17 protein-coding genes are annotated in these 20,946 nt (G+C 35.4%); 7 read left to right on the forward strand and 10 right to left on the reverse strand.

The window, feature by feature from the left end:
- Positions 1 to 2: 2 nt before the first annotated feature.
- Positions 3 to 701 (reverse strand): RadC family protein, encoded by a 699-nt coding sequence (gene radC, locus ACFEMA_RS13030; protein ID WP_411768647.1) that lies wholly within the window; start codon positions 699 to 701, stop codon positions 3 to 5.
- A gap of 51 nt (positions 702 to 752) precedes the next feature.
- On the opposite strand from radC, the gene ACFEMA_RS13035 reads away from it, so the two are divergent.
- From ACFEMA_RS13035 to ACFEMA_RS13060, 6 genes are all read left to right on the forward strand, one after another.
- Positions 753 to 1,196: a DUF1569 domain-containing protein gene (locus ACFEMA_RS13035; RefSeq protein ID WP_411768648.1), complete on the forward strand. Its 444-nt coding sequence runs from the start codon at positions 753 to 755 to the stop codon at positions 1,194 to 1,196.
- Between the two features lie 119 nt (positions 1,197 to 1,315).
- On the forward strand, positions 1,316 to 1,903 hold the full coding sequence (locus tag ACFEMA_RS13040; protein WP_411768649.1) for an FMN-binding negative transcriptional regulator: 588 nt from the start codon (positions 1,316 to 1,318) through the stop codon (positions 1,901 to 1,903).
- 43 nt (positions 1,904 to 1,946) lie between these two features.
- The gene (locus ACFEMA_RS13045) at positions 1,947 to 2,834 is read left to right on the forward strand and encodes a dienelactone hydrolase family protein (protein ID WP_411768650.1); all 888 of its coding nucleotides are present in this window, start codon (positions 1,947 to 1,949) and stop codon (positions 2,832 to 2,834) included.
- A gap of 115 nt (positions 2,835 to 2,949) precedes the next feature.
- Positions 2,950 to 3,318: a YciI family protein gene (locus ACFEMA_RS13050; protein ID WP_411768651.1), complete on the forward strand. Its 369-nt coding sequence runs from the start codon at positions 2,950 to 2,952 to the stop codon at positions 3,316 to 3,318.
- A gap of 138 nt (positions 3,319 to 3,456) precedes the next feature.
- On the forward strand, positions 3,457 to 4,191 hold the full coding sequence (locus ACFEMA_RS13055) for a DUF6090 family protein (RefSeq protein WP_411768652.1): 735 nt from the start codon (positions 3,457 to 3,459) through the stop codon (positions 4,189 to 4,191).
- Positions 4,192 to 4,226: 35 nt separating this feature from the next.
- A complete protein-coding gene (locus ACFEMA_RS13060; RefSeq protein ID WP_411768653.1) occupies positions 4,227 to 4,958 on the forward strand; it encodes a DUF6090 family protein in 732 nt (243 codons plus the stop codon).
- A 35-nt stretch (positions 4,959 to 4,993) separates the two neighbouring features.
- Here the strand turns inward: ACFEMA_RS13060 and ACFEMA_RS13065 are convergent, their stop codons facing one another.
- The 6 genes from ACFEMA_RS13065 to ACFEMA_RS13090 form a co-directional block, all read right to left on the reverse strand.
- Complete coding sequence (locus ACFEMA_RS13065) at positions 4,994 to 6,352, reverse strand: UDP-N-acetylmuramate--L-alanine ligase (RefSeq protein ID WP_411768654.1); 1,359 nt, start codon at positions 6,350 to 6,352, stop codon at positions 4,994 to 4,996.
- Positions 6,353 to 6,422: 70 nt separating this feature from the next.
- Positions 6,423 to 7,820 (reverse strand): TolC family protein, encoded by a 1,398-nt coding sequence (locus ACFEMA_RS13070; protein WP_411768655.1) that lies wholly within the window; start codon positions 7,818 to 7,820, stop codon positions 6,423 to 6,425.
- A gap of 3 nt (positions 7,821 to 7,823) precedes the next feature.
- Positions 7,824 to 9,173, reverse strand: a complete 1,350-nt coding sequence (locus ACFEMA_RS13075) for an HlyD family secretion protein (RefSeq protein WP_411768656.1) — start codon at positions 9,171 to 9,173, stop codon at positions 7,824 to 7,826.
- Positions 9,174 to 9,180: 7 nt separating this feature from the next.
- Positions 9,181 to 10,848 carry a peptidase domain-containing ABC transporter gene (locus ACFEMA_RS13080; RefSeq protein WP_411768657.1) on the reverse strand — a complete coding sequence of 556 codons (1,668 nt, stop codon included), beginning with the start codon at positions 10,846 to 10,848 and terminating at the stop codon, positions 9,181 to 9,183.
- Complete coding sequence (locus ACFEMA_RS13085) at positions 10,849 to 11,526, reverse strand: TetR/AcrR family transcriptional regulator (RefSeq protein ID WP_411768658.1); 678 nt, start codon at positions 11,524 to 11,526, stop codon at positions 10,849 to 10,851.
- Positions 11,527 to 11,641: 115 nt separating this feature from the next.
- A complete protein-coding gene (locus ACFEMA_RS13090; RefSeq protein ID WP_411768659.1) occupies positions 11,642 to 12,652 on the reverse strand; it encodes a tetratricopeptide repeat protein in 1,011 nt (336 codons plus the stop codon).
- Between the two features lie 127 nt (positions 12,653 to 12,779).
- Here ACFEMA_RS13090 and ACFEMA_RS13095 point away from each other — a divergent pair, with 127 nt between their 5' ends.
- On the forward strand, positions 12,780 to 18,944 hold the full coding sequence (locus ACFEMA_RS13095) for an alpha-2-macroglobulin family protein (RefSeq protein WP_411768660.1): 6,165 nt from the start codon (positions 12,780 to 12,782) through the stop codon (positions 18,942 to 18,944).
- Positions 18,945 to 18,974: 30 nt separating this feature from the next.
- Here ACFEMA_RS13095 and ACFEMA_RS13100 read toward each other — a convergent pair whose 3' ends face one another.
- The 3 genes from ACFEMA_RS13100 to ACFEMA_RS13110 all read right to left on the reverse strand — a co-directional run bounded on the left by ACFEMA_RS13100 (position 18,975) and on the right by ACFEMA_RS13110 (position 20,942).
- Positions 18,975 to 19,526, reverse strand: a complete 552-nt coding sequence (locus ACFEMA_RS13100) for a DUF664 domain-containing protein (protein ID WP_411768661.1) — start codon at positions 19,524 to 19,526, stop codon at positions 18,975 to 18,977.
- An 82-nt stretch (positions 19,527 to 19,608) separates the two neighbouring features.
- Complete coding sequence (locus ACFEMA_RS13105; RefSeq protein ID WP_411768662.1) at positions 19,609 to 20,334, reverse strand: SDR family oxidoreductase; 726 nt, start codon at positions 20,332 to 20,334, stop codon at positions 19,609 to 19,611.
- Between the two features lie 92 nt (positions 20,335 to 20,426).
- The gene (locus ACFEMA_RS13110) at positions 20,427 to 20,942 is read right to left on the reverse strand and encodes a DUF4136 domain-containing protein (protein WP_411768663.1); all 516 of its coding nucleotides are present in this window, start codon (positions 20,940 to 20,942) and stop codon (positions 20,427 to 20,429) included.
- Positions 20,943 to 20,946: the final 4 nt, after the last annotated feature.

Consider the following 20,946-nt stretch of genomic DNA (forward strand, 5'->3'; position numbering starts at 1 on the left):
ATTTACATCAATTGTTCATCAGCAAAACTAAGGTATTCTTTTTCGGTAATGATGAGATGGTCCAAGACTTTTATGTCTAAACCTTCAGCCGCTTTTTTCAATTTTATAGTCACTGCCTTATCTGCATTGCTTGGTTTTAAAGTTCCTGATGGATGGTTATGGACTAAAATCAATGCCACAGCACCAACTTCTAAAGCAGTTTTTAAAACCAATCTCACATCGACCATTGTACCAGTAATCCCACCTTTACTCAATTGGCTTTTTTGTATAACTTTATTGGAATTGTTTAAATATATAATCCAGAATTCTTCATGGGGTAAATCCCCGATAATAGGATGCATTATGTTAAAAACAGCTCTACTAGAATCTATTTTTTTGAGGGCTGAAGGCTCTTCCAATTTTCGTCGTCGTCCCAGTTCTAAAGCTGCAGTAATGGTTATGGCTTTGGCTTCTCCAATACCTTTAAATTCCATAAGCTGTTTAAGGGACAATTTACCAAGGGCATTTAAGCTGTGGTTTGTACTCGCTAAAATACGTTGACTTAATGCTACGGCACTTTCATTTTTATTACCAGTACTAATTAAAATCGCCACTAATTCGGCATCACTCAACGTACTTTTTCCTTTGTCCCGTAATTTTTCACGAGGCTGATCGTCCTGTGACCAATTTTTAATGGAAAACGAAGATTGTTGTTCTGGCATGCACTAAAGATAAAAAATTGTAAATTCGAAGAACAATCAAAATCCATAAATATGAAATCAATTTTTGATGATGGTGTTCACGAGCAAGTCAAAACTCGAATTGAAAAGCTAGAACCACACACAAATGCACAATGGGGTAAAATGGATGTTGCGCAAATGCTTCACCATTGCCAAATGCCTCTAAACATTGTACTACAAAAAAACACGTATGGTTTAAAACCCAACTGGTTTGCCAAAACCTTTTTTAAAAAAAGTATGTACAGCGATACCCTCTGGAAAAAGAATATGCCGACTTTGAAACTATTCAGGATAACTGATGAACGAGAATTTAGTAAAGAAAAAGAGGCACTGCTTAGTCTTACCGAAGAACTGAATGCAGAACGCAATAAATCTGAATGGCAAGCACATCCAACTTTTGGCAAATTAACCAAAGACCAATGGGGAAAGATGCAGTATAAGCATTTGGATCATCACTTGAGGCAGTTTGGAGTATGATTAGTTGGCAGTATACAGTCGCAGTATGCAGTGGCGGTTTAGTATCATCATCCAACAGCAATCAGCTATCAGCAATCGTAAATCGTAAATCGTAAATCGTAAATCGTAAATCAAAATTAGTGTACCCACCTAAACACCATCAAGACAACGATATCAATCACATGATTGATGTCATAAAATCTTATCCTTTAGCAACTCTCATTTCGGTTAAAGATGGCGAGCCTTTAATTACACATCTACCACTGATTTTTGAAAACGGTAAACTCATTGGGCATATCGATATTTACAACCCACAAGCAAAGCTGTTGAAAGACAACAACCCTATTACCATCTTATTTTATGGGCCTCAATGTTACATCTCACCGAGCATATATTCCACCACACAATTACCAACTTGGAACTATATTAGAGTCCATCTTAAAGGCAGAGTCAAAGCCATTGAAAGCAAAGATGCATTGAAAAAGTCTTTAATAACTATGACTGAATTTCTCGAAGCTCCAGATCATAAATACGTTTTAGAACCTGAAAACCCTCGATTAGATAGTAACCTCAACTATATCGAAATGTTTGAGATAGAAATAACCCATTGGGAAGGTAAGTTTAAACTGTCACAAGATAAAAAGCCTAAGGATATTAAAGCTGCCCGTGAAGAATTAGTGAGAGCCAACCAAGAAAGTATTAAACAATTTTTGGATAGTGTGTTTTAAATATTTGTAATTTAGGGTTTTACCAATTATAAACTCTTCCATTATGAAACCACTCAAAAAAGAAGACATTAAACAAGAAGTCTTTGACCTTTACGATGATTATGCCCATAATAAATTAAACCGAAGACAATTTGCCGAAAAACTATCTCTTTATGCCATTGGTGGGGTTACAGTATCTTCACTATTGAGTTTTATGTCCCCAAATTATGTGGATAGTATTTTGGTAGAACCACAAGACCCAAATTTAGAATCAGACTATATTACTTATGAGTCTCCTAAAGGCGGTGGAACAATTAAAGGTTTATTGTCTAAGCCTAAAGGAAAAACCAAACTGCCTGGTGTTATTGTCGTTCACGAAAATCGAGGACTTAATCCTTATGTTGAAGATGTAGGTCGTCGTACCGCCAAAGCAGGCTTTATAAGCTTAGCTCCAGATGCATTGACCCCGCTGGGCGGTTATCCTGGGAATGATGATGATGGCCGTACCATGCAGCGTCAAAGAGATCGCGACGAAATGCTTGAAGATTTTATTGCTGCCTACCATCACCTAAAGAACCATAAAGATTGTAATGGTAAGGTTGGTGTCGTTGGCTTTTGTTTTGGAGGCTGGATTTCAAATATGATGGCGGTACGTTTACCAGATTTAGGTGCTGCAGTTCCGTATTACGGACGTCAACCAGAATCAGAAGATGCTGCGAAGATTGAGGCTCCACTCCTACTTCAATATGGAGAATTAGACACTAGAGTCAATGCCGGTTGGCCAGCTTTTGAAGAAGCTCTTAAAGCCAATGACGTAGAATACGAAGCTTATATTTATCCAGAAGTCAATCACGGCTTTCACAATAACACTACACCACGCTACGATAAAGAAGCGGCTAATTTATCATGGGAACGGACTATTGCCTTTTTTAAGAAGCATCTAAATGATTAAAGTTTTGTGGGTATAGTTCGGAAATATATAATCTATCCGATTGTGTCATTTCGGTATGTAACGAGTATCAATTGTTATATTAATCTGCACCAAAATTGATAAAAAATATAAAATTATGGGAAAAACACTAACCACCTTAATCTTATTACTATCTATAGTATCTATGGGGTATTCTCAAGAAGAAAAACAACTTTTTGCAATGGTTTATTCTAAAGGAAAAGCATGGAACGAAAACGTATCTACTTCAGAACAACTTAAGTTTAAACAGCATTCTATTCATCTACAAAATTTAAGAAAAGAAAAGAAAATCATAATTGGAGGGAGGTATTCAGATTATGGTTTTATGATTCTTGAGGCAAAAAATATCGATGAAGCCAAATTAATAACCCAACGAGATTCTACTGTAATTAACGGTGTATTTAAAGTCGAATTATTTGAATTTCTTCCTTTTTTTGAAGGTTGCATCGGCGAAGAAAAACAATAATTTGAAGTTATAGGGCAAAAACACTAAACTAAACTACACTTCACATTACAAAAACCTTATGGAAAAACAAAACAGAGTTTTTTGTGAATACCTATATAGAAACCACCGACGGGCTTCATTATTACAAACTATTAATCAATGCTAAAATTCTTCAGAAAAATACGCTACAACCATATGGAACAAAACAAGACTGGCAAGTATCTAAAATATGCCATAGGCGAAATTATCCTTGTGGTGATTGGGATTTTAATAGCATTACAGATTAACAATTGGAATGAAGATAGAAAAGAAAGAATTCTGGAAAATAACATTTTAGATAAAATTTCAATCAACATACAAGACGATATTAACCAATACAACAAAATACTAACGGCTGAAAATAATGCTCGTGTTAAGATTGATAGTTTTTTACTAATTATAAGAAACCCTTTTGACTACAAGACAAGTGATCTTGATGGTTATTACAAATCCTTATGGTATTTTCAAAGATTTACCCCTAATGAAAGTGCCATGACCAACTTGATTTCATCAGGTAAAATAAATATTATCGAAAATCAAGATTTGTTAGAAACTGTGCTTGGTTATTACAAAACTATAGATGAACAAACGGCAAGTGTAGATGAAGCTCTTGCTTCTTATTCCAGAAATCAAATAGGGCCATATTTAATGAAATTTGATTTTATGGACTCCAATGCTATAAAGTCTGAATATCGCAAAAGAAAATCGCTTTTAGAATATCATCAAGATCCTGCAATCGAAAATCTAGCCTTTGCTAGAATTCAACTAATGAATACGCAAAAAGCATATTATAATAGACAAATAAATAACGCAAAAAGACTGTTAGAAATGATAAATATAGAATTGAATGACTAATGATTAAGTTTTTTAGACAAATTAGATACAACCTTATGGAACAGAATAAAACAGGACCTTACATCAAATACGCCATTGGAGAAATCATCCTAGTAGTTATTGGGATTTTAATTGCACTACAAATTAATAATTGGAATGAAAATCGAAGAACAGCATCATTAGCAAGAAGTTATTTATCTGATATAAAAAAGGACTTAAAAACTGACACAGTAACGTTTAATACAGCGATTGAAAGAATCCAAAAAACAATCACCCAAAACAAGTCTTTATTGAATCCCGCTTTTTTAGACATAATTTCAACTGATTCTCTTCTTTCTCTTTTAAAAACGTCTTATCACTCAACCAGAATCTATCATATAGACAATGCTACTTACCTTAAGCTCTCCAATACTGGTTTTTTAGAGTCTGGGTTACTCAACTCAATATTCACCGAGATTAATAATTATTATAATAAGGAATATGTAGCCTATTCGGAGTATATTGAATGGGATGAAGAACAGAGTATTGATGTATATCATTCCGATTTTCTCGGAACCTATAAAAATATTGACCTAACACGTCTTGTTTCGAAAAATGAATCGATATCAAACCCTCAAACAACAGAAAAAAATATCAATGCTTTTAGAGAATTTATAAACGCTTCTCAATTTAGAAATATTACTTGGGCTAATTATAACAGGAAAGAAGCGGTTCTTAATAGATTATTGTATCAGAAAGAAATTGCAAAAGACTTAATTAAAAAAATAGACTCCATAATAAAAGACTGAAATTTCAATAAAAAAATCCTTAATATTAACATTTTTTAATCCTCGAACAAACTCGTCACCTCTTCAAAATCCAATCCCCCGTAATTACCTGAGCTCATCAGTAATAGCGACTTGTTTTTAAATTCTTGTGAGGACAAAAATGTTTTAAACTCATCTGGATTAGTATAAATGACCAAATCATCACGTTCAAAAGCTGTAGCAATTTGCTCTTTTGTGACTTCCTCTAATTTTTTAATTTCTACCGCATGTGGAGAATAAAATACAACAGCAACATCAGCAGCATCCAAAGCGCCTTTGTATTCTTTTAAAAATTCAGCATTTAAACTGCTATAGGTATGCAGTTCTAAACAGGCTACTAAGGTTCTGTCTGGGTATTGGTACTTTAACGCTTTAGTAGTCGCTTCTACCTTGCTTGGCGAATGTGCAAAATCTTTATAAGCTACACTCGTTTTAGATTCTGCTATTTTTTCTAAGCGCTTGCTTGCTCCCTTAAAGGTTGAAATAGCTTCGTAGAAATCATCTTCGTCAATGCCCATGTGCTGACATATCCATTTGGCACCAGCTAAATTACTGAGGTTATGCGCTCCAAAAACCTCGATTGGCATTGGACCTTCTGGAGTGTCTAAAAGTGTTTCGCCATCTTCCACTGTATATTCTGGAGTTCCATAAGGCAGTTTACGTATTTGGTTTTCTGAAGCCTCCACCACTCGTTTTACCTCAGCATCTTCTTCATTATAATTAATACTTCCTCCCCTAACAATTGAGTCTACAAAAATATTGAACTGCTCCACATAATTGTCATAAGTCGGGAATACATTAATATGATCCCAAGCAATCCCGCTCAACAAAGCTATATTAGGCTTGTACAAATGAAATTTTGGTCGTCTGTCAATCGGGGAACTTAAATATTCATCCCCTTCCAACACTATAAAATCATTCTCTTCGGTGAGTTTTACCATCACCTCAAACCCTTCAAGTTGAGCACCAACCATATAATCAACGTCTCGGTCGTGATAATGCATCACGTGAAGAATCATAGACGTAATAGTCGTCTTACCATGGCTCCCACTAATAACAACACGTGTTTTATTTTTGGACTGCTCGTATAAAAACTCAGGATAGCTATAGATTTTTAACCCTAGTTCTTGTGCCTTTAGCAATTCTGGATTATCGACCTTGGCGTGCATCCCCAAAACAATAGCATCCAAATCTGAAGTAATTTTTTCAGGAAACCAACCAAAAGATTGTGGCAGCAAGCCTTTTGCTTCTAATCGGGATTTAGAAGGATCGAAAATGGTGTCGTCACTTCCCGTGACTTTGTATCCTTTATTATGGAGTGCTATGGCGAGATTGTGCATGGCTGCTCCACCAATGGCTATAAAATGTACGTTCATACAACAAATATCAAGTTACAAATGTCTAATTCCAAATTAAATGACTTCAAAAAGGATAAGACTGAGATTACTAAAACTCTGGATTCACCGCCAAGCTGTTGAATAATTTTGCTTTTGTGGTAAAGTATTTGTTTTGTAGCGAAATAGCCTTTAACTGACCATCGATGAGTTTAGACTCCCGAGAATTCACCAAAAACAAAGAACTTTCTCCCAATTCAAACTTACGCTCCTCTCCCCTTAGCATTTGAGAATAATCAGACACCATTTGAGCGATAACGTCATTTTGTATAAGGTAGGAGTCTAACTCTCGTCTTAAGGCAGTTATTTTATTGTTTAGATTAATTCTTGTAGCGTCTATTTCAAATTGGTTGTCATTTAATTTCAATTTTGCCAACTTTAGATCACCGCGTTCTTTCCGTAAAAAAAGTGGAAAGCTTAAATTCAATCCAGCCTTATAATCAGCCATATTAAAAGATCTTGCAATGTCTGGGGTTGTACTTAAAAAATTGTACTGCAGATCCACACGTGGCAACAACATATTGGCTTTGAGTCGCTTTTCTACTTCTAAACCTTGTCGTTTAAAATCTAATGACTTTAGTTTAGGATGAGTATCAACCAACAAAGTATCTTGCCTTAAACTGCTAATATTAAATGTCATATCTATACGAGATTCACTATCAACATCTGGTACTATATTATCTTGCAATTCTACGGGAACGTCATTAATCCACAGGTAATTAGACAGTTCTAAGGTGGCTTTTATGAATTTGACCTTCGTCTGCTCAAAATTCAGTTTTCTATCATTAACAGCAATTCGTGCTTCGATAGAATCAATCGGAGCGCGCTCACCGACTTCTACACTTCGCTTTACACCTCTAAAACGCTGTTCTGCATTTACTAAAAATGTTTTGTACAACTGGTTTTCGTTGTAGGCCTGTAACCAGTTGAAATACACTTTTGAAGCTTCAAAAAAAATGTTGTTAACCTCAATATCTCTATCCGCTAAAGCTTGTTCTCTAAATAGTTTTGCTTGTTTTAAAGTTGCCATGCGTTCATTAATCAATAAGCCTTGAGCTACTGAAAAACTTACGCCTGCATTATACAATCCATCTTTAGGCACGGACGCTTCAGGATTTAAAAAATCCCCAGTATTCTCCTCAAAATTGGCTTTTAATTCTATGCCATACCATGTTGGTATTTTAAATGTAGCGTTCAACTTGTCAAAATACTCCAACGATTTAAATTTCTTTCGGTCATAATCTACTTCGATCTTGGGGTCGAAAGCTCCTCGAGATTTCATCAATTTTGCCTGACTTTCATCAACAATAAGTTCTGCCTGCTTTACTATAGGATGAAATGCTTTAACGTACCCCAAATATTCATCAAACCGTAGCACTTCGGATGGTAATTCTTGAGCATGTAAAGCCCCAAGAAAACAAGACAGATATAAGAAAAATCTATACTTCATCTCTTATTTTTTAGCTGCGTTAACTTGATTTTCTGTTTGATAATAATTTGGGGGAAATCCATTTAACTTTCTCCATAACTCAAACCAAATAGGGACATCATCTAACAAAGCCATTGTAAACGCACCAGAACCTGCTCTAATATCTTTAGGCCACGGATTATCCTCTACATCAGGAGCTAACAAGACTCTAAATTTACCATTGTCACTAATAAAGTTTTCTATGGCTACTACCTTTCCACCATAAGTTCCGTAAGACGCACTTGGCCAACCACTGAAAACAATGGCAGGCCAGCCATCGAATTGAACACGGACTTTTGCACCAATATGAATTAGCGGTAAATCTATAGGTTCTACAAAAGTCTCAACGGCTAAATCGACTTGTGCTGGCATTATACCTACCAATTGCTCTCCTTCCTTAAATGTTTGTCCTACACCACCCCGCACTGCTTTATTAATATATCCATCATAAGGTGCAGTTATGTACAATAAGCTATTTCTAATTTTGTAATTAGAGTATTCGTTGTCTAATTTCGAAACCTGAGCTTCTGTGTCGAACTGACTCGATTGCGCTGTAAATTTATCGCTTTGTGCTTTAGATATTTTGTCTGCATACTCAGCATCAGTACGAGAAATTTCCATTTGTGCGTTTAAGACTTCATTTCTGCTTGCCAATAAATCATTGGTTTGTGAAATTAATTTAGCTTCAGTTTCCTGAAGTTTCAGTCTCTTATCTTCTACATCCTTAGTAGCCTTAAATCCTTCGCCTTCTAGGGTCGCTGTACGATCATATTGACGTTGTGCTATTGCCCTGTTGGTTTTAGCAGCTTCAAGATCAATACTGTCACTTTCCACCTTCAGTTTAGCTTGTAATAATTTATTACGAGCCTGCTCTAATTTTAGGCGTCTTTCTTGTGTCAATGCACTAATCTGCCGATTTAAAGCCTTTACTTTTTCTGTATAAGATTCTACAGAAAGTGCTTTAGCATCTCTTTGCATCCCTGTTCTCTCCACTAAATTAGGGTCAAAATATTCGCTTTTAACTTCAGAGATTTTCATAATAGTATCCCCTTTTGCAACAAAATCCCCTTCACGTACAAACCACTTTTCAATACGGCCAGGGATTGGCGATTGAATGGTTTGTGGTCTTTGATCTGGAGTTAATGTGGTTACCTGCCCTCTACCAGTGATATTTTGTGTCCATGGTAAAAAGAGTATGATGAAACCAACAATTGTGAAAGCTGCTAAAAACCGATTAAAGTATTTAAAATAATCTGTATGAAAAACACGCTTACCTGATTTTGTTCCTGTAATATCAACAGACTTATTAAGTTGATTATGAGATATATTTAACATAGCTTTTCTAGATTAATTGTCCATTATTTAATGTAACAACTTGGGTACATAAGTTTGACCAATAAGGATTTGTACTAACTACAATCAATGCCCATGGATTGCCCGGATCTGTTAGAAAATCAATCATTTTATGAGCTTCTTCAATCTCAAAATGCTCTAAAGGATCTTCTAAAATCAATAGCTGAGGTTTATCAACAATGGCACGAGCTAATACCAATTTTTTAACAATGGTATAAGACATACGCTTCCCTTCTGGGTATAGTATGGTATTTAACCCATCGGGACATTCTTTTAAGAATTGGGAAAGCCCAACTTTATCAGCAGCCCAAAGAATTTGATTATCTGACAAGTCTTTAGATCCAAATGCAATATTTTCACGGATACTTCCCTCAAAAGAAGTTTCTTCTGCCAAAGATAAACCTAAATGAGACCTGTAATGATTAAGGCTAATTGTTTTTATATTGACATCATTAACATAAATATTGCCCTCAGTTGCATCAATGATACCTGCTATAAGCTGTAACAAAGTTGATTTACCCGAACCACTAACCCCTTTAACTAAAATACGACTCTGAGGGTGGACATTTAATGAAATACGTTTTAGTATTTTAAATTCCCTATTAGGCACAGAGTAACTTACTTTATCTAATTCAATGTTCAAGCCATTTTCAAATAACGGCTTAGATCCATCTTGTGGTTCTAGCTCTTTATCAACAACTTGTCCCATCTTTTCTAAGGATGTCAATGCATCGTAAAAAGGTTCTAGTCCTAAAATAAGTTTTTCTACAGACGCTATAACAAGAAGTATAATGATTTCAGCTGCTACAAATTGACCAATATTCATTTCCTGATTTAAAACCAACAATCCACCTATAATTAACAGTCCTCCTGTTACCAATACTTTAAAGCCAATCATTTGAATAAATTGTATGACCAAGATTTTAAAATGACTTTCTCTTGCTTTTAGATATTGATTTACCAATTCATCGTTTTTATTTAATGCCAGGCTTGTTTTACCAGAAAGTTTAAAGCTTATGACTGCTCTTGCCACTTCTTGAATCCAATGTGCCACTTTGTATTTGTGCAACGACTCTTCTAGACTTGTATCCATACCGCGCTGAGCGGTAAATTTAAAAACGACATAAATTAGAAGTAATAATAGAAATCCGAATGCTATAAAAAACGGATGGTAAAATGAAAGTAGTATCAATGCAAAAACTATCTGAAGTGCAGCTGTCGGTACATCGACCAAAATCTTAGCCAAACTTTTTTGAATGGTCAACGTATCAAAAAATCTATTTGCTAACTCAGGCGGATAATAGTTTCTCAATTGCTGCATTTTGATTTTCGGAAACCTATAAGTGAACTCAAAAGAAGATCGTGTAAAAATTCGCTGTTGGATGGACTCAATAATCCTTATTTGCATCAATTGCAGAATGCCTACAAATGATGTTCCGACAGTTACTAAGATGACCAATATAATCCATGACGTACTTACTTGTGCGCCTTGAATTAAGTTTATAATAGCTTGTATCCCCAGGGGCAAAGTCAAGGACACTATTCCAGAAAATATGGCATAATAAAGCACTTGTCTCACCGCTCTCTTCTCTAGTTTCAATAAGCCCACTAAGCGCTCCCAAGGAGTCATTGTCTGTGTATTATTATTATTATTCATTTAGTTGGTTTTAATGGCATTAAATACAACATTCTTAAAGTAGTCTGTTGGTGTTATTTTAGTATTACAATCAGTGATAGAAGGAAAATGCTCTACTAAATAATGCTGATGCAAAGCTCCTTCTACAACTGTACTTGCCAAACTTGAAGCATACTTGTAATCTGGGTTTATCGTCAAGATCATATCTTTAATTCTACCTATCAATCTTTTGTACACCACAAAATAGCCCTCTTTGTTTTCGGTATCTACTTCTTTGGTAAGATAGGACTTGGAGTACTCATTAATGATTATGGTGTTTAACTTGACTTCATTAATATGAGAAAAAGTAACATCCTCTTGAATTGTCTTAGTGACTGTTTCTATAGCCTTAACAAGTTTCTCCTCTGTATCAGTCATATTATGGGTTGCAAAAACTAGTTGATATTCAATCCAAGCCCAATACCATGAGGTTAAATAAAGGAGAAGTTTGTGTTTATTCTCAAAGTAGCGATAAACTGAACTTTCGTTAGACCCAATCTTTGCTCCTAGCTTCTTAAATGTAAAATTATCGAAGCCTATGTCATCAATAAGAACTATACTATTCTGAATGATACGCTTTCCCAAATCAGAAGATTCGGGATCCTTGATAAATATTTTGTCAGGGACAGCAATTTTTAAGTTTGAAAGTAAATTTATCATTTTTAAATTATTTACTTGCAAATATAATAGTATTACTATTAATTTAAAATAATTAACAAAAATTTAGGGCGGGTAAGCCCAATCCTATTCCATGTGAATTAAAAATATAACAGTATTAAATCTGAAGTATAGACTCTTTTTCTTCAAGAGCCTGTTCAAAATCAGACTTCATATCGAGGGCCTTATCAATATACTCCAAAGCCTTGGTCTTTTCTTTTTTGTGCTTGTAGATTTGAGCCAAACGGTAATACGCCCATTCCTTAGGGACACCATCAGCAGCTGAGTAGTTTTCTATATAGGTTTTTAGACATAGTTCCCCTTTGTCTAACTGTAAATTGTAATCTGCACATACCTTTCCTATTTGGTAATGCAATGCATTTCTATGATGCTTCTTTTGGGCAGATTCTATGTTTGCTATGGCTTTCTCTGGTTGCTTTTGAGTTTCATAGAGATTTGTCAGCTTGTCAAAACAAGTTAATGATCCACCGACTTTTAAAGCCATTTTATAATAATATTCAGCTTTTTCTGGTTCATCCTCATATTCGTAAATATATCCCTTGGCCAAATACCCATCAACTTTGGACAGGTTTTCCAACTCGTTTGCATAACGCAAAGACTTAGACATGCTCCCGCCAACAATTCCCGGTAAGGACATATACAATTCCACTAATGCCCAACGTGTGTCGATGTGCTTCGGGTCTAATTCTGCTGCTAGTATGAATTCTCTCTTGACATCATTTATAATCCCAAGCGCTCTAATTTTACTAATGCTCAACGCTTTCATACCCATTGCACCACCATATTTATAATGGTAATTAGCATTTTTAGAATCTAACTTGGTAAGTTTTTCGTACTGAGTTATTGCATTATCCCAGTCTTTTTGGTGTCCATGAGCATCTCCCAAAAGCTCAATAGCTTTGGCATCATCTGGATGTTTGCTAACATAGTCAGACATAATGTCTTCAGCTTTCTGAAACTGTTTTTCCTCTATCAATTGCTCAACCTTATCATGAGGCTGTTGTGCTGATACAATAGATGTTATTAAAAAAAGAAATAAGAATGAAATAGATTTTTTCATGGGTCTGTAAAAATAATACTTATCCTCTAGGAGCAAAACAAATGCCATTTTTATATTTTCCTAATACTAGCTCACTCATAAAATTGGTAACTTCACTCATCAAAACGTTATTATCCCTAAATTCTTATAGGTTTGGAATGCCTTTTGAAGGTACATTAGGGAAAACTTACAATACATGAAATACTACATCTCTATACTTATGCTCATTTGCTTTGCTCAATTTTCTGAAGCCCAAGACAATTACTACTCCGAACAATGGAAAGCTGTTGAAACTTTAGAAAAAGATGGCAAAACAAAATCTGCTGCCGAGCTCGTTGAACACATATATATACGAGCAAAAGCCGATAACAGTTCTGTGCAACGTGTTAAAAGCTTGTTATTTCAGAGTAAGTACCTACAAATTTTAGAAGAAGAATCGCAACTGACTATCGTTAACAATTTTAAGACTGAAATCGAGAATAGCGATACGGTGACCAAACACCTTTTAGAAAATATGCTTGCCACTATGTATTGGCAATACTTTAAACAGAATCGTTATCGTTTTTATGACAGAAGCACAACGTCTGCAAAGGTCAGTGATGATTTTAGGACTTGGGATTTAGAAACGCTATTTAAGGAAATCCATATTTACTATCAAAAGTCATTAGAAAATGGCTTGCTGTTACAACAAGAACCCCTATCTGATTATGAAGCATTACTTGTTGAAGTTGAAGGCTCTAAAGACTATCGTCCAACATTATTTGATTTACTCAACCATAATGCGCTTGATTTTTACAAAACAGACGAAAATACTATTTCGCAGCCAGCCTATCAATTTAAGATCAACGACCCCAAGTACTTATCGAGTAATGAAACATTCATTGATCTTGATATCTCTTCAAAAGATTCGATAAACCTTCAATTGAATGCACTAAAAATCTATCAAAGTCTCTTACGTTTTCACAGAAAGAACAAAACAGCGAGAGCATTTGTAACTGCTGATGTTGAACGCATGAACTTTGTTTACAATAAAGCAGTTTTCCCAAACAAGGATGACCTCTTACTAACAAGTCTTATTGAGGCATCAGACGTTATTTCTAACGAAGTCACTTCGGGGCTTTACCAGTTTGAAATTGCCAAACTATACCAAAAGCAAGGAAACACTTTTAACGCTGCAAATGACAACGACGAACACCGTTGGAAACTTAAAGAGGCATTAAGTATTTGCGATACAGTTATTAAAACATTTCCTAAAAGTGATGCAGCCAAAAAATGTGCTATTCTGAAAGAACAAATTCTTCAACATGCTGTCCAAATTAAAGCTGAGGCTTACATCCCCATTGATAAACCTTCACGTGTTTTAGTGACCTATAAAAATCTTGAAACTCTTGATTTTAATATCTTCAAGGTTTCACATTCTCAATTAAAAGCATACGACGACCTATACCGTCCCGAAGAAAAAATGCGATTTTTTTCAAAATTGAAGGCTATCCACTCTTGGAAAGCGGACTTAAGAAACGAAGGGGACTACCAAACACACAGTACTGAAATTGTATTGACAAACCTTGAGAATGGCCTGTATCTTATAAAAGCAGACACAAATACTGAAGAAGAGGTCTTTTCAGCAACACATATTCAGGCAACCAATATAGCTCTAATTGAGCATAATACTGACGAGGAGGTGACATTTCAAGTCATCAACCGAAATAATGGAATGCCTTTATCAAACCTTACAGTCGAAGCTAAATATAGAAGAAACGGATCAGGTCAATACCATACAAAGACGTTTAACACCAATTCTAAAGGGCAGTTTGTTTTTGATAAAACGACATCTTACTACCGAAACATTTCATTTAAAATAATAACCAGCTCTGACACAGGGTTTTTTGGTGACTATTACATTAACAGGAGTTACAATAAACCACAAAACAATAAAACTCTGTACAACACCCATCTATTTACAGATAGAAGTATTTATCGTCCAGGGCAAACAGTTTATTTTAAAGGCATCATTACTAAAACTCTAGATAATAAAACTTCAGTTTTAGAAGAAAACAAGGCTAAGGTAAGCCTGCATAATGTCAATGGTGAAAAGGTGTCGTCTTTAGAAGTGGTAACAAACGATTTCGGGTCTTTTCATGGCGAGTTTATTATTCCTTCAAGTGGTTTAACGGGCAACTATTATATACGTGTTGAGTCCGACGTATCTGGTACGGGTCATCATTATTTTTCGGTGGAAGAATACAAACGCCCAAAATTTGAAGCCACTTTCAAACCCATCACAGAGACTTATAGAGTCAATGATAGCGTTACCATAAAAGGTGAAGCTTTAGCATTTGTAGGAAGCACAATCTCTGATGCAAAAGTGGTTTATCGTGTAAAACGAATCGTCAGGATGCCACGTTGGTACTATTGGCGGAGTCCATATTTTAACTCAGCACCTCAAGAAATTACATATGGTGAAACTGTAACTAATGCTAAAGGTGAATTTGATATACAATTCAAAGCCTTACCTGATGACACTGTTAACAAGGAAAACCTTCCTGTTTTTGAGTATGAAGTTACAGCTGATGTTACTGATATTAATGGCGAAACCCGAAGTGCAACACAGATTGTCCGAGTTGGATATCACGCTTTAACTGCAACCATTGAAGCACCTCAACAGTTCAATAAATCAACTAAAGAGCTCGACATCAGTATTGATACTAAAAACTTAAATGGTGAATATGTCCCTGCCTCTGGAACATTAAAAATTTATAAACTACAAGCACCAGAAACTGTTTTAAGACCACGACCATGGAATGCTCCAGATTATCAAAGTCTAACTGAACAAGAATTTAAAACCCTTTTTCCTCTTGATGCTTATGAGAATGAACATTTAATGACCAATTGGGAAAAGGGCAAACTAGTTTTTGAATCTGATTTCAATACCAAAACATCAAAAAAAATCAATGTTGACCGTTTCAAAAATTGGGAATCTGGACAATACATTATTGAGTTAGAAAGTAAAGACAAGTTTGGACAAACAGTAAAGGACAAAACCTATTTGAATGTCTATAGTAATAATGACGAGACTGTTGCTGATAATCAGCTCTTCGACATTCAATTAAACAAAACACAATATAAAACTGGTGAAACCGCTGTTCTCACTTTTGGTTCTGCCGCAGAACCTATGTTTGTGACATTAGACATTGAAAAAGGTGGGAAGATTATAGACACCCAAATTCACGAGTTGAATAATTCTAAAAAACAGATTGAAATTCCGGTAAACGAAAAAGATTTGGGCGGCTTCGTTGTGCATTATCACTTTGCAGTTTTTAATGATTACACAGGTTCTAAAATTAACGTCAACGTGCCATATCCAAAAACAGATTTAGATATTGAAGTGGCGACCTTTAGAGATAAACTACAACCTGGACAAGATGAAACGTGGAGTTTTAAAATAAAAGGGCCTCAAGGTGATAAGGTCACTGCAGAGCTTCTGGCAAGCATGTACGATATGTCTTTGGATGAATTTAAGCCACATCAATGGACATTCAATCCAATTCGGCAACAGAATTATTACAGCAGATTACAATCGCGAGGTCAACAAAGTTTTAATACCACAACATTTAGACAGTTTAATGATTTTAAACAAGTAGGTAACTATCCGTATCAATCTTTTGACCAATTGAATTGGTTTGGGCTTTATTTTGGAAAAAACTATAAAAACAAAAACTATTACAGGGGAACTGTTACTGCAGTTGCTATGAATGAAATGTCTATAGTTGAAGAATCCGAAAGTGAGGTTATACCTTTTTCAAACGATGAAAAATTCACAACTTCCCAAGATTTAGATAGTCTAGAATATGAGTTTTTATCTAAAAAAATTAAGATGGTACCCAATAACCAAATAACCAGTTCAGAAAATCAAAAAATCATCCCACGCAAAAATCTTCAGGAAACGGCTTTCTTCTTTCCACAATTGCAAACGGATAAAGATGGCAATGTCAGTTTTAATTTTAAAGCTCCTGAAGCTTTAACGTGGTGGAAATTACAACTCTTAGCACATACTAAAACATTAGAAAGTACGGTTGCACAGTTTGAAACTGTCACCCAAAAAGAATTGATGGTCATCCCAAATGTTCCACGATTTTTAAGGGAAGGAGATCAGATTTCTATCAGTACTAAGATTTCAAATATTACTGATAAAACACTTCCGGGTATAGCAAGGTTGGAATTAAAAGATCCACTGACAGGGAAGAATTTGACCATTATCTCAGGCGAGCTTGATAAGGCCTACACGGTAATGTCTGAATTGACCGATAGAGAATTTACTATCGAAGCAAATGGGAATACACAAGTTAGCTGGAAATTATTAATACCAAAAGATATATCAGTCATACAATTTAAGATTACCGCAACGACTATTGATTTTGATAAAGGTCAGCAGTTCAGCGATGGTGAGCAAAATGTACTTCCAGTTTTATCTAATCGTATGTTGGTGACGGAAACTTTACCAATGTGGGTAAGATCTAATCAGACTAAAACATTCACTTTAGACAAGCTGGCTAATTTGGGCACTGAGGGTCTCGAAGTGCCAAATGATGATAGCTCAAATGTGTCTTCGAGTAGCCTCAAGCACCACAAGTTGACCTTGGAGATGACTTCAAACCCTGCTTGGTATGCCGTACAAGCTTTACCATATTTAATGGAATATCCTTATGAGTGCAATGAGCAAACTTTTGCAAGATATTATTCCAACGCCTTAGCTCAACACATTGTTAACTCAAACCCTAAAATTGAAGCTGTATTTAAACAATGGGCAAGTCAGGATGATTTAATAAGTGCTTTAGAAAAAAATCAAGATATAAAACAATTGCTTATTGAAGAAACCCCTTGGTTACGAGATGCACAATCCGAAACTGAGCAGAAAAAGAGAATCGGATTGTTGTTTGACCTCAACCACATGAAAAATGAGTTGACCATTGCATTAAGAAAGTTAAAAAACAATCAATTACCGTCAGGTGCTTGGCCATGGTTTAATGGAGGTCGCGCCAACCGTTATATCACTCAGCATATCATTTCAGGGTTTGGCCATTTGGAAAAATTAGGAGTTAGCTTAAATAAAGAGGAAATGGTTATGGTTGAAAAGGCGATTTCTTATTTAGATACTGAATTCATAAAAGAGTATAAAGACATTAGAAAATACGATAGTAAAGCTGATTTAAGTACCGACCATTTATCTTATATGCAGTTGCACTATTTATATACAAGAAGTTTTTATCCTGAAATAAAAGCATCGAGTGAAAATATATCCATTCAAGATTATTATTTAGGGCAGATTGAAAAATACTGGCTAGAAAGATCACTTTATGCCAAAGGATTAATGACATTGGTCACACACAGGGCGAATAAGCAATCTATTTCTAATAAGATAATAATAGCGCTAAAAGAAAATAGTATTACGTCTGAAGAATTAGGCATGTATTGGAAAGAAAACACCAATTCCTTGTATTGGCACCAAGCTCCGATAGAAACGCAAGCTTTAATTATTGAAGCCTTTTCAGAAGTTGGGTCGAGCATTCAAAGTGCATCAGAAAATCTTGAAGATATAGACAATCTTAAAATTTGGTTATTAAAAAATAAACAGACCAATCAATGGAAAACCACTAAGGCGACTACAGAAGCCGTCTATGCATTGCTATTGCAAGGAAGTGATTGGCTGGACGTGTCCGAAATGGTTGAAGTTACAGTTGGTGATGAAACGATTACAAAAGAAACATTAAAGGATTCAAAAATTGAAGCAGGCACAGGCTATTACAAAACGTCTTGGACAGGAAGCGACATCACTTCAGAAAAAGCAGAAGTCACCATTTCCAAAACCAATGATGGTATTGCTTGGGGAGCATTGTATTGGCAATACTTTGAAGATTTAGATAAGATTACCTCTGCTGAAACACCTTTAAAACTGTCTAAAAAACTTTTTAAAAAGACCAATGGAGATACAGGAGAGATATTGACAGCAATTAATGAAAATTCAAATTTAAATGTTGGTGATCTTATCCGTGTAAGGATAGAGTTGCGATCAGACCGCCCAATGGAATTTGTGCACCTCAAGGACATGAGAGCATCAGGGTTAGAACCGATAAACGTTTTGTCCCAATACAAATGGCAAGATGGTTTAGGCTATTATGAAAGTACCAAAGATGCCGCCACCAATTTCTTTATCGACTATTTACCTAAAGGGGTTTTTGTATTTGAATATGACCTAAGAGTTAACAACTCTGGTAACATGAGTAATGGCATTAGCACCATTCAAAGTATGTATGCCCCAGAGTTTAGTAGTCATTCTGAAGGCATTAGAATAAGCGTTGATTAAAAAAAGAGGCGATTTCTCGCCTCTTTTCTTTTATATTCTTTTTCTAATTAGAGCGAGTTGCCCCATGTGATTGGCTTGATGCTCCATAACATGAAACCACGCCCAATGATTAGACATAGTACCATTGCTCTCTGCAAACCATTCATCATCTTTTTCTTTTAAAAGTGCTTTGGTTTTAGCTCTCACTTTATCAAAAATGTCTAGATAATAATCAATTGGCTTACCCTTATATTCACTTCTTGCTTTTTCTCCTAAACTCAATGCCGTTCCCCACATTTTTTCTTCTTCTTTGTTAAACTGACGACCTTCAAATGTATAAACTTGGTAATAGGCTTCCGTCGCTGCCAAATGATAAATTATAGCTCCAGGGGAGTTAGCGTTTTCATCCAACAAAAAGTCAGTGCCTTCTACATCTAAATTGCTAACATTACGTTCTACTCGACCTTTTAGATTATCGAGCATGGAAATCATGTTTCCGATATCTTGAGAATAGCCTTTTGGTGGCTCAATAGTATATTGAGCATAAGTGAAGGTTGTACAAAGCGCAATTAAAAACGTAGTAATAATAAAATATTTTTTCATAATGATTGAATTAGTTTCCATAAAGAAACGTACAATTCCACCTCTTATGAACTAGATTAACTGAATATTAACGCTATACATACTATTTACTTGGTGGTGTTGTAGGTCGTACTTCAATTTTACTAGGTAAGGTTCTTGAGTTCATTTGCAACAAATCCACAACTAATTTGCCGATGTCCTCAATTTGAATTTTCCATGCCCCCTTTTCACTTGGCTCATTACCGTTAAAATGTGTAGAAACTGAACCTGGCATAATAGTACTCACTTTTACACCATACTTTCTTAAATCTAACATCACAGCTTGGGTAAAGCCTGTTACGCCAAACTTACTTGCATTGTATGCAGAACCACCCGCAAAGAAGTTTGTCCCTGCTAAGCTAGAAATGGTAATATAATAGCCTTTAGAATTCTTTAGTGCATCAACACTAGCTTTAATTGAATTAAAAGCACCTGTAAGATTAGTGTCTATTACCGCATTCCATTGTTCGGAAGTTAAATCTTCAATACTACCAAAATGACCCAAACCTGCGTTAGCAATGACCACATCAACAGAACCAAAAGCATCTATAGCCGACTTAACCGCTTTTTCTTGACTTTCTAATCGTCTGACATCTGCTTCTACCCCTATGATTTTACCTTCAGTATTCGTTTTTGAAGCCAACTCTTTTGATGCTGCTTTTGCTGAAGCATCATCACGACTTGTAATTACAACGCGTAATCCTTGATTTAGCAAAGCCTCTGCTATTCCATAACCAATTCCTTTTGTACCGCCTGTAATAAGTGCTACTTTATCTTTTAAATTCTGCATTTTTTATCTTTTTAATTAAGAATCTAAAATTACAAAACGATAACTCTAAATAGGAATGATGAATGTTAGAATACTATTAAAATTGAAAAAACCTATTTAGGCGGATAGCGACTAAAGACTTTCTCTACTAAAGCTTTTAATTCAGCTTCACGTTTTTCAGGAGTTGTGTTTTGGCTGTAACGATCTTCAGCAATCGCTTGCCAAAATAAGCCTGTTTTAGAATCATCAACAAACTCAATAAATATATTGCGAGACATGCGAGTGCTTCCTATCGGAATACCAACCGAGACACGACCACCGACAGATCTTCCAGTGCCACCTAATCCAACACCAATTGTGTTTCTATTAGTGTCAATTAATTCTTGGGTTTTAATATCGATATTAAAACTAGGTGTTTCAGATTTTTGCAACCCCATGGATTGCAACTTTTCATCAATTGCAGCATAAAGTCGCCTCTCATCTAATTCATTTAAGCCAGAGGTAATATCTGTGAAATAGTTATAGGTCTTGTATTGAGAAAAGTCAGTAGATTTTTCATAGTCATAAGTGACTGCCACCCCGCAAGACACAAGAAGAAGTAATAGTATTGGAGCAATAATTCGTTTCATACCT

It is taken from the genome of Winogradskyella sp. A3E31 (assembly GCF_046720935.1).
Classification (GTDB): domain Bacteria; phylum Bacteroidota; class Bacteroidia; order Flavobacteriales; family Flavobacteriaceae; genus Winogradskyella.

Excerpts from the sequence above, each read along its gene's own strand:
- ACFEMA_RS13105 (WP_411768662.1), bottom strand. The coding sequence starts at position 20,334 with ATGCAGAATTTAAAAGATAAAGTAGCACTTATTACAGGCGGTACAAAA.
- ACFEMA_RS13045 (WP_411768650.1), top strand. The coding sequence starts at position 1,947 with ATGAAACCACTCAAAAAAGAAGACATTAAACAAGAAGTCTTTGACCTT.
- ACFEMA_RS13075 (WP_411768656.1), bottom strand. The coding sequence starts at position 9,173 with ATGTTAAATATATCTCATAATCAACTTAATAAGTCTGTTGATATTACA.
- ACFEMA_RS13055 (WP_411768652.1), top strand. The coding sequence starts at position 3,457 with ATGCTAAAATTCTTCAGAAAAATACGCTACAACCATATGGAACAAAAC.
- ACFEMA_RS13080 (WP_411768657.1), bottom strand. The coding sequence starts at position 10,848 with ATGAATAATAATAATAATACACAGACAATGACTCCTTGGGAGCGCTTA.
- ACFEMA_RS13065 (WP_411768654.1), bottom strand. The coding sequence starts at position 6,352 with ATGAACGTACATTTTATAGCCATTGGTGGAGCAGCCATGCACAATCTC.
- ACFEMA_RS13060 (WP_411768653.1), top strand. The coding sequence starts at position 4,227 with ATGGAACAGAATAAAACAGGACCTTACATCAAATACGCCATTGGAGAA.
- radC (WP_411768647.1), bottom strand. The coding sequence starts at position 701 with ATGCCAGAACAACAATCTTCGTTTTCCATTAAAAATTGGTCACAGGAC.
- ACFEMA_RS13070 (WP_411768655.1), bottom strand. The coding sequence starts at position 7,820 with ATGAAGTATAGATTTTTCTTATATCTGTCTTGTTTTCTTGGGGCTTTA.
- ACFEMA_RS13110 (WP_411768663.1), bottom strand. The coding sequence starts at position 20,942 with ATGAAACGAATTATTGCTCCAATACTATTACTTCTTCTTGTGTCTTGC.
- ACFEMA_RS13095 (WP_411768660.1), top strand. The coding sequence starts at position 12,780 with ATGAAATACTACATCTCTATACTTATGCTCATTTGCTTTGCTCAATTT.
- ACFEMA_RS13035 (WP_411768648.1), top strand. The coding sequence starts at position 753 with ATGAAATCAATTTTTGATGATGGTGTTCACGAGCAAGTCAAAACTCGA.
- ACFEMA_RS13100 (WP_411768661.1), bottom strand. The coding sequence starts at position 19,526 with ATGAAAAAATATTTTATTATTACTACGTTTTTAATTGCGCTTTGTACA.
- ACFEMA_RS13090 (WP_411768659.1), bottom strand. The coding sequence starts at position 12,652 with ATGGCATTTGTTTTGCTCCTAGAGGATAAGTATTATTTTTACAGACCC.
- ACFEMA_RS13050 (WP_411768651.1), top strand. The coding sequence starts at position 2,950 with ATGGGAAAAACACTAACCACCTTAATCTTATTACTATCTATAGTATCT.
- ACFEMA_RS13085 (WP_411768658.1), bottom strand. The coding sequence starts at position 11,526 with ATGATAAATTTACTTTCAAACTTAAAAATTGCTGTCCCTGACAAAATA.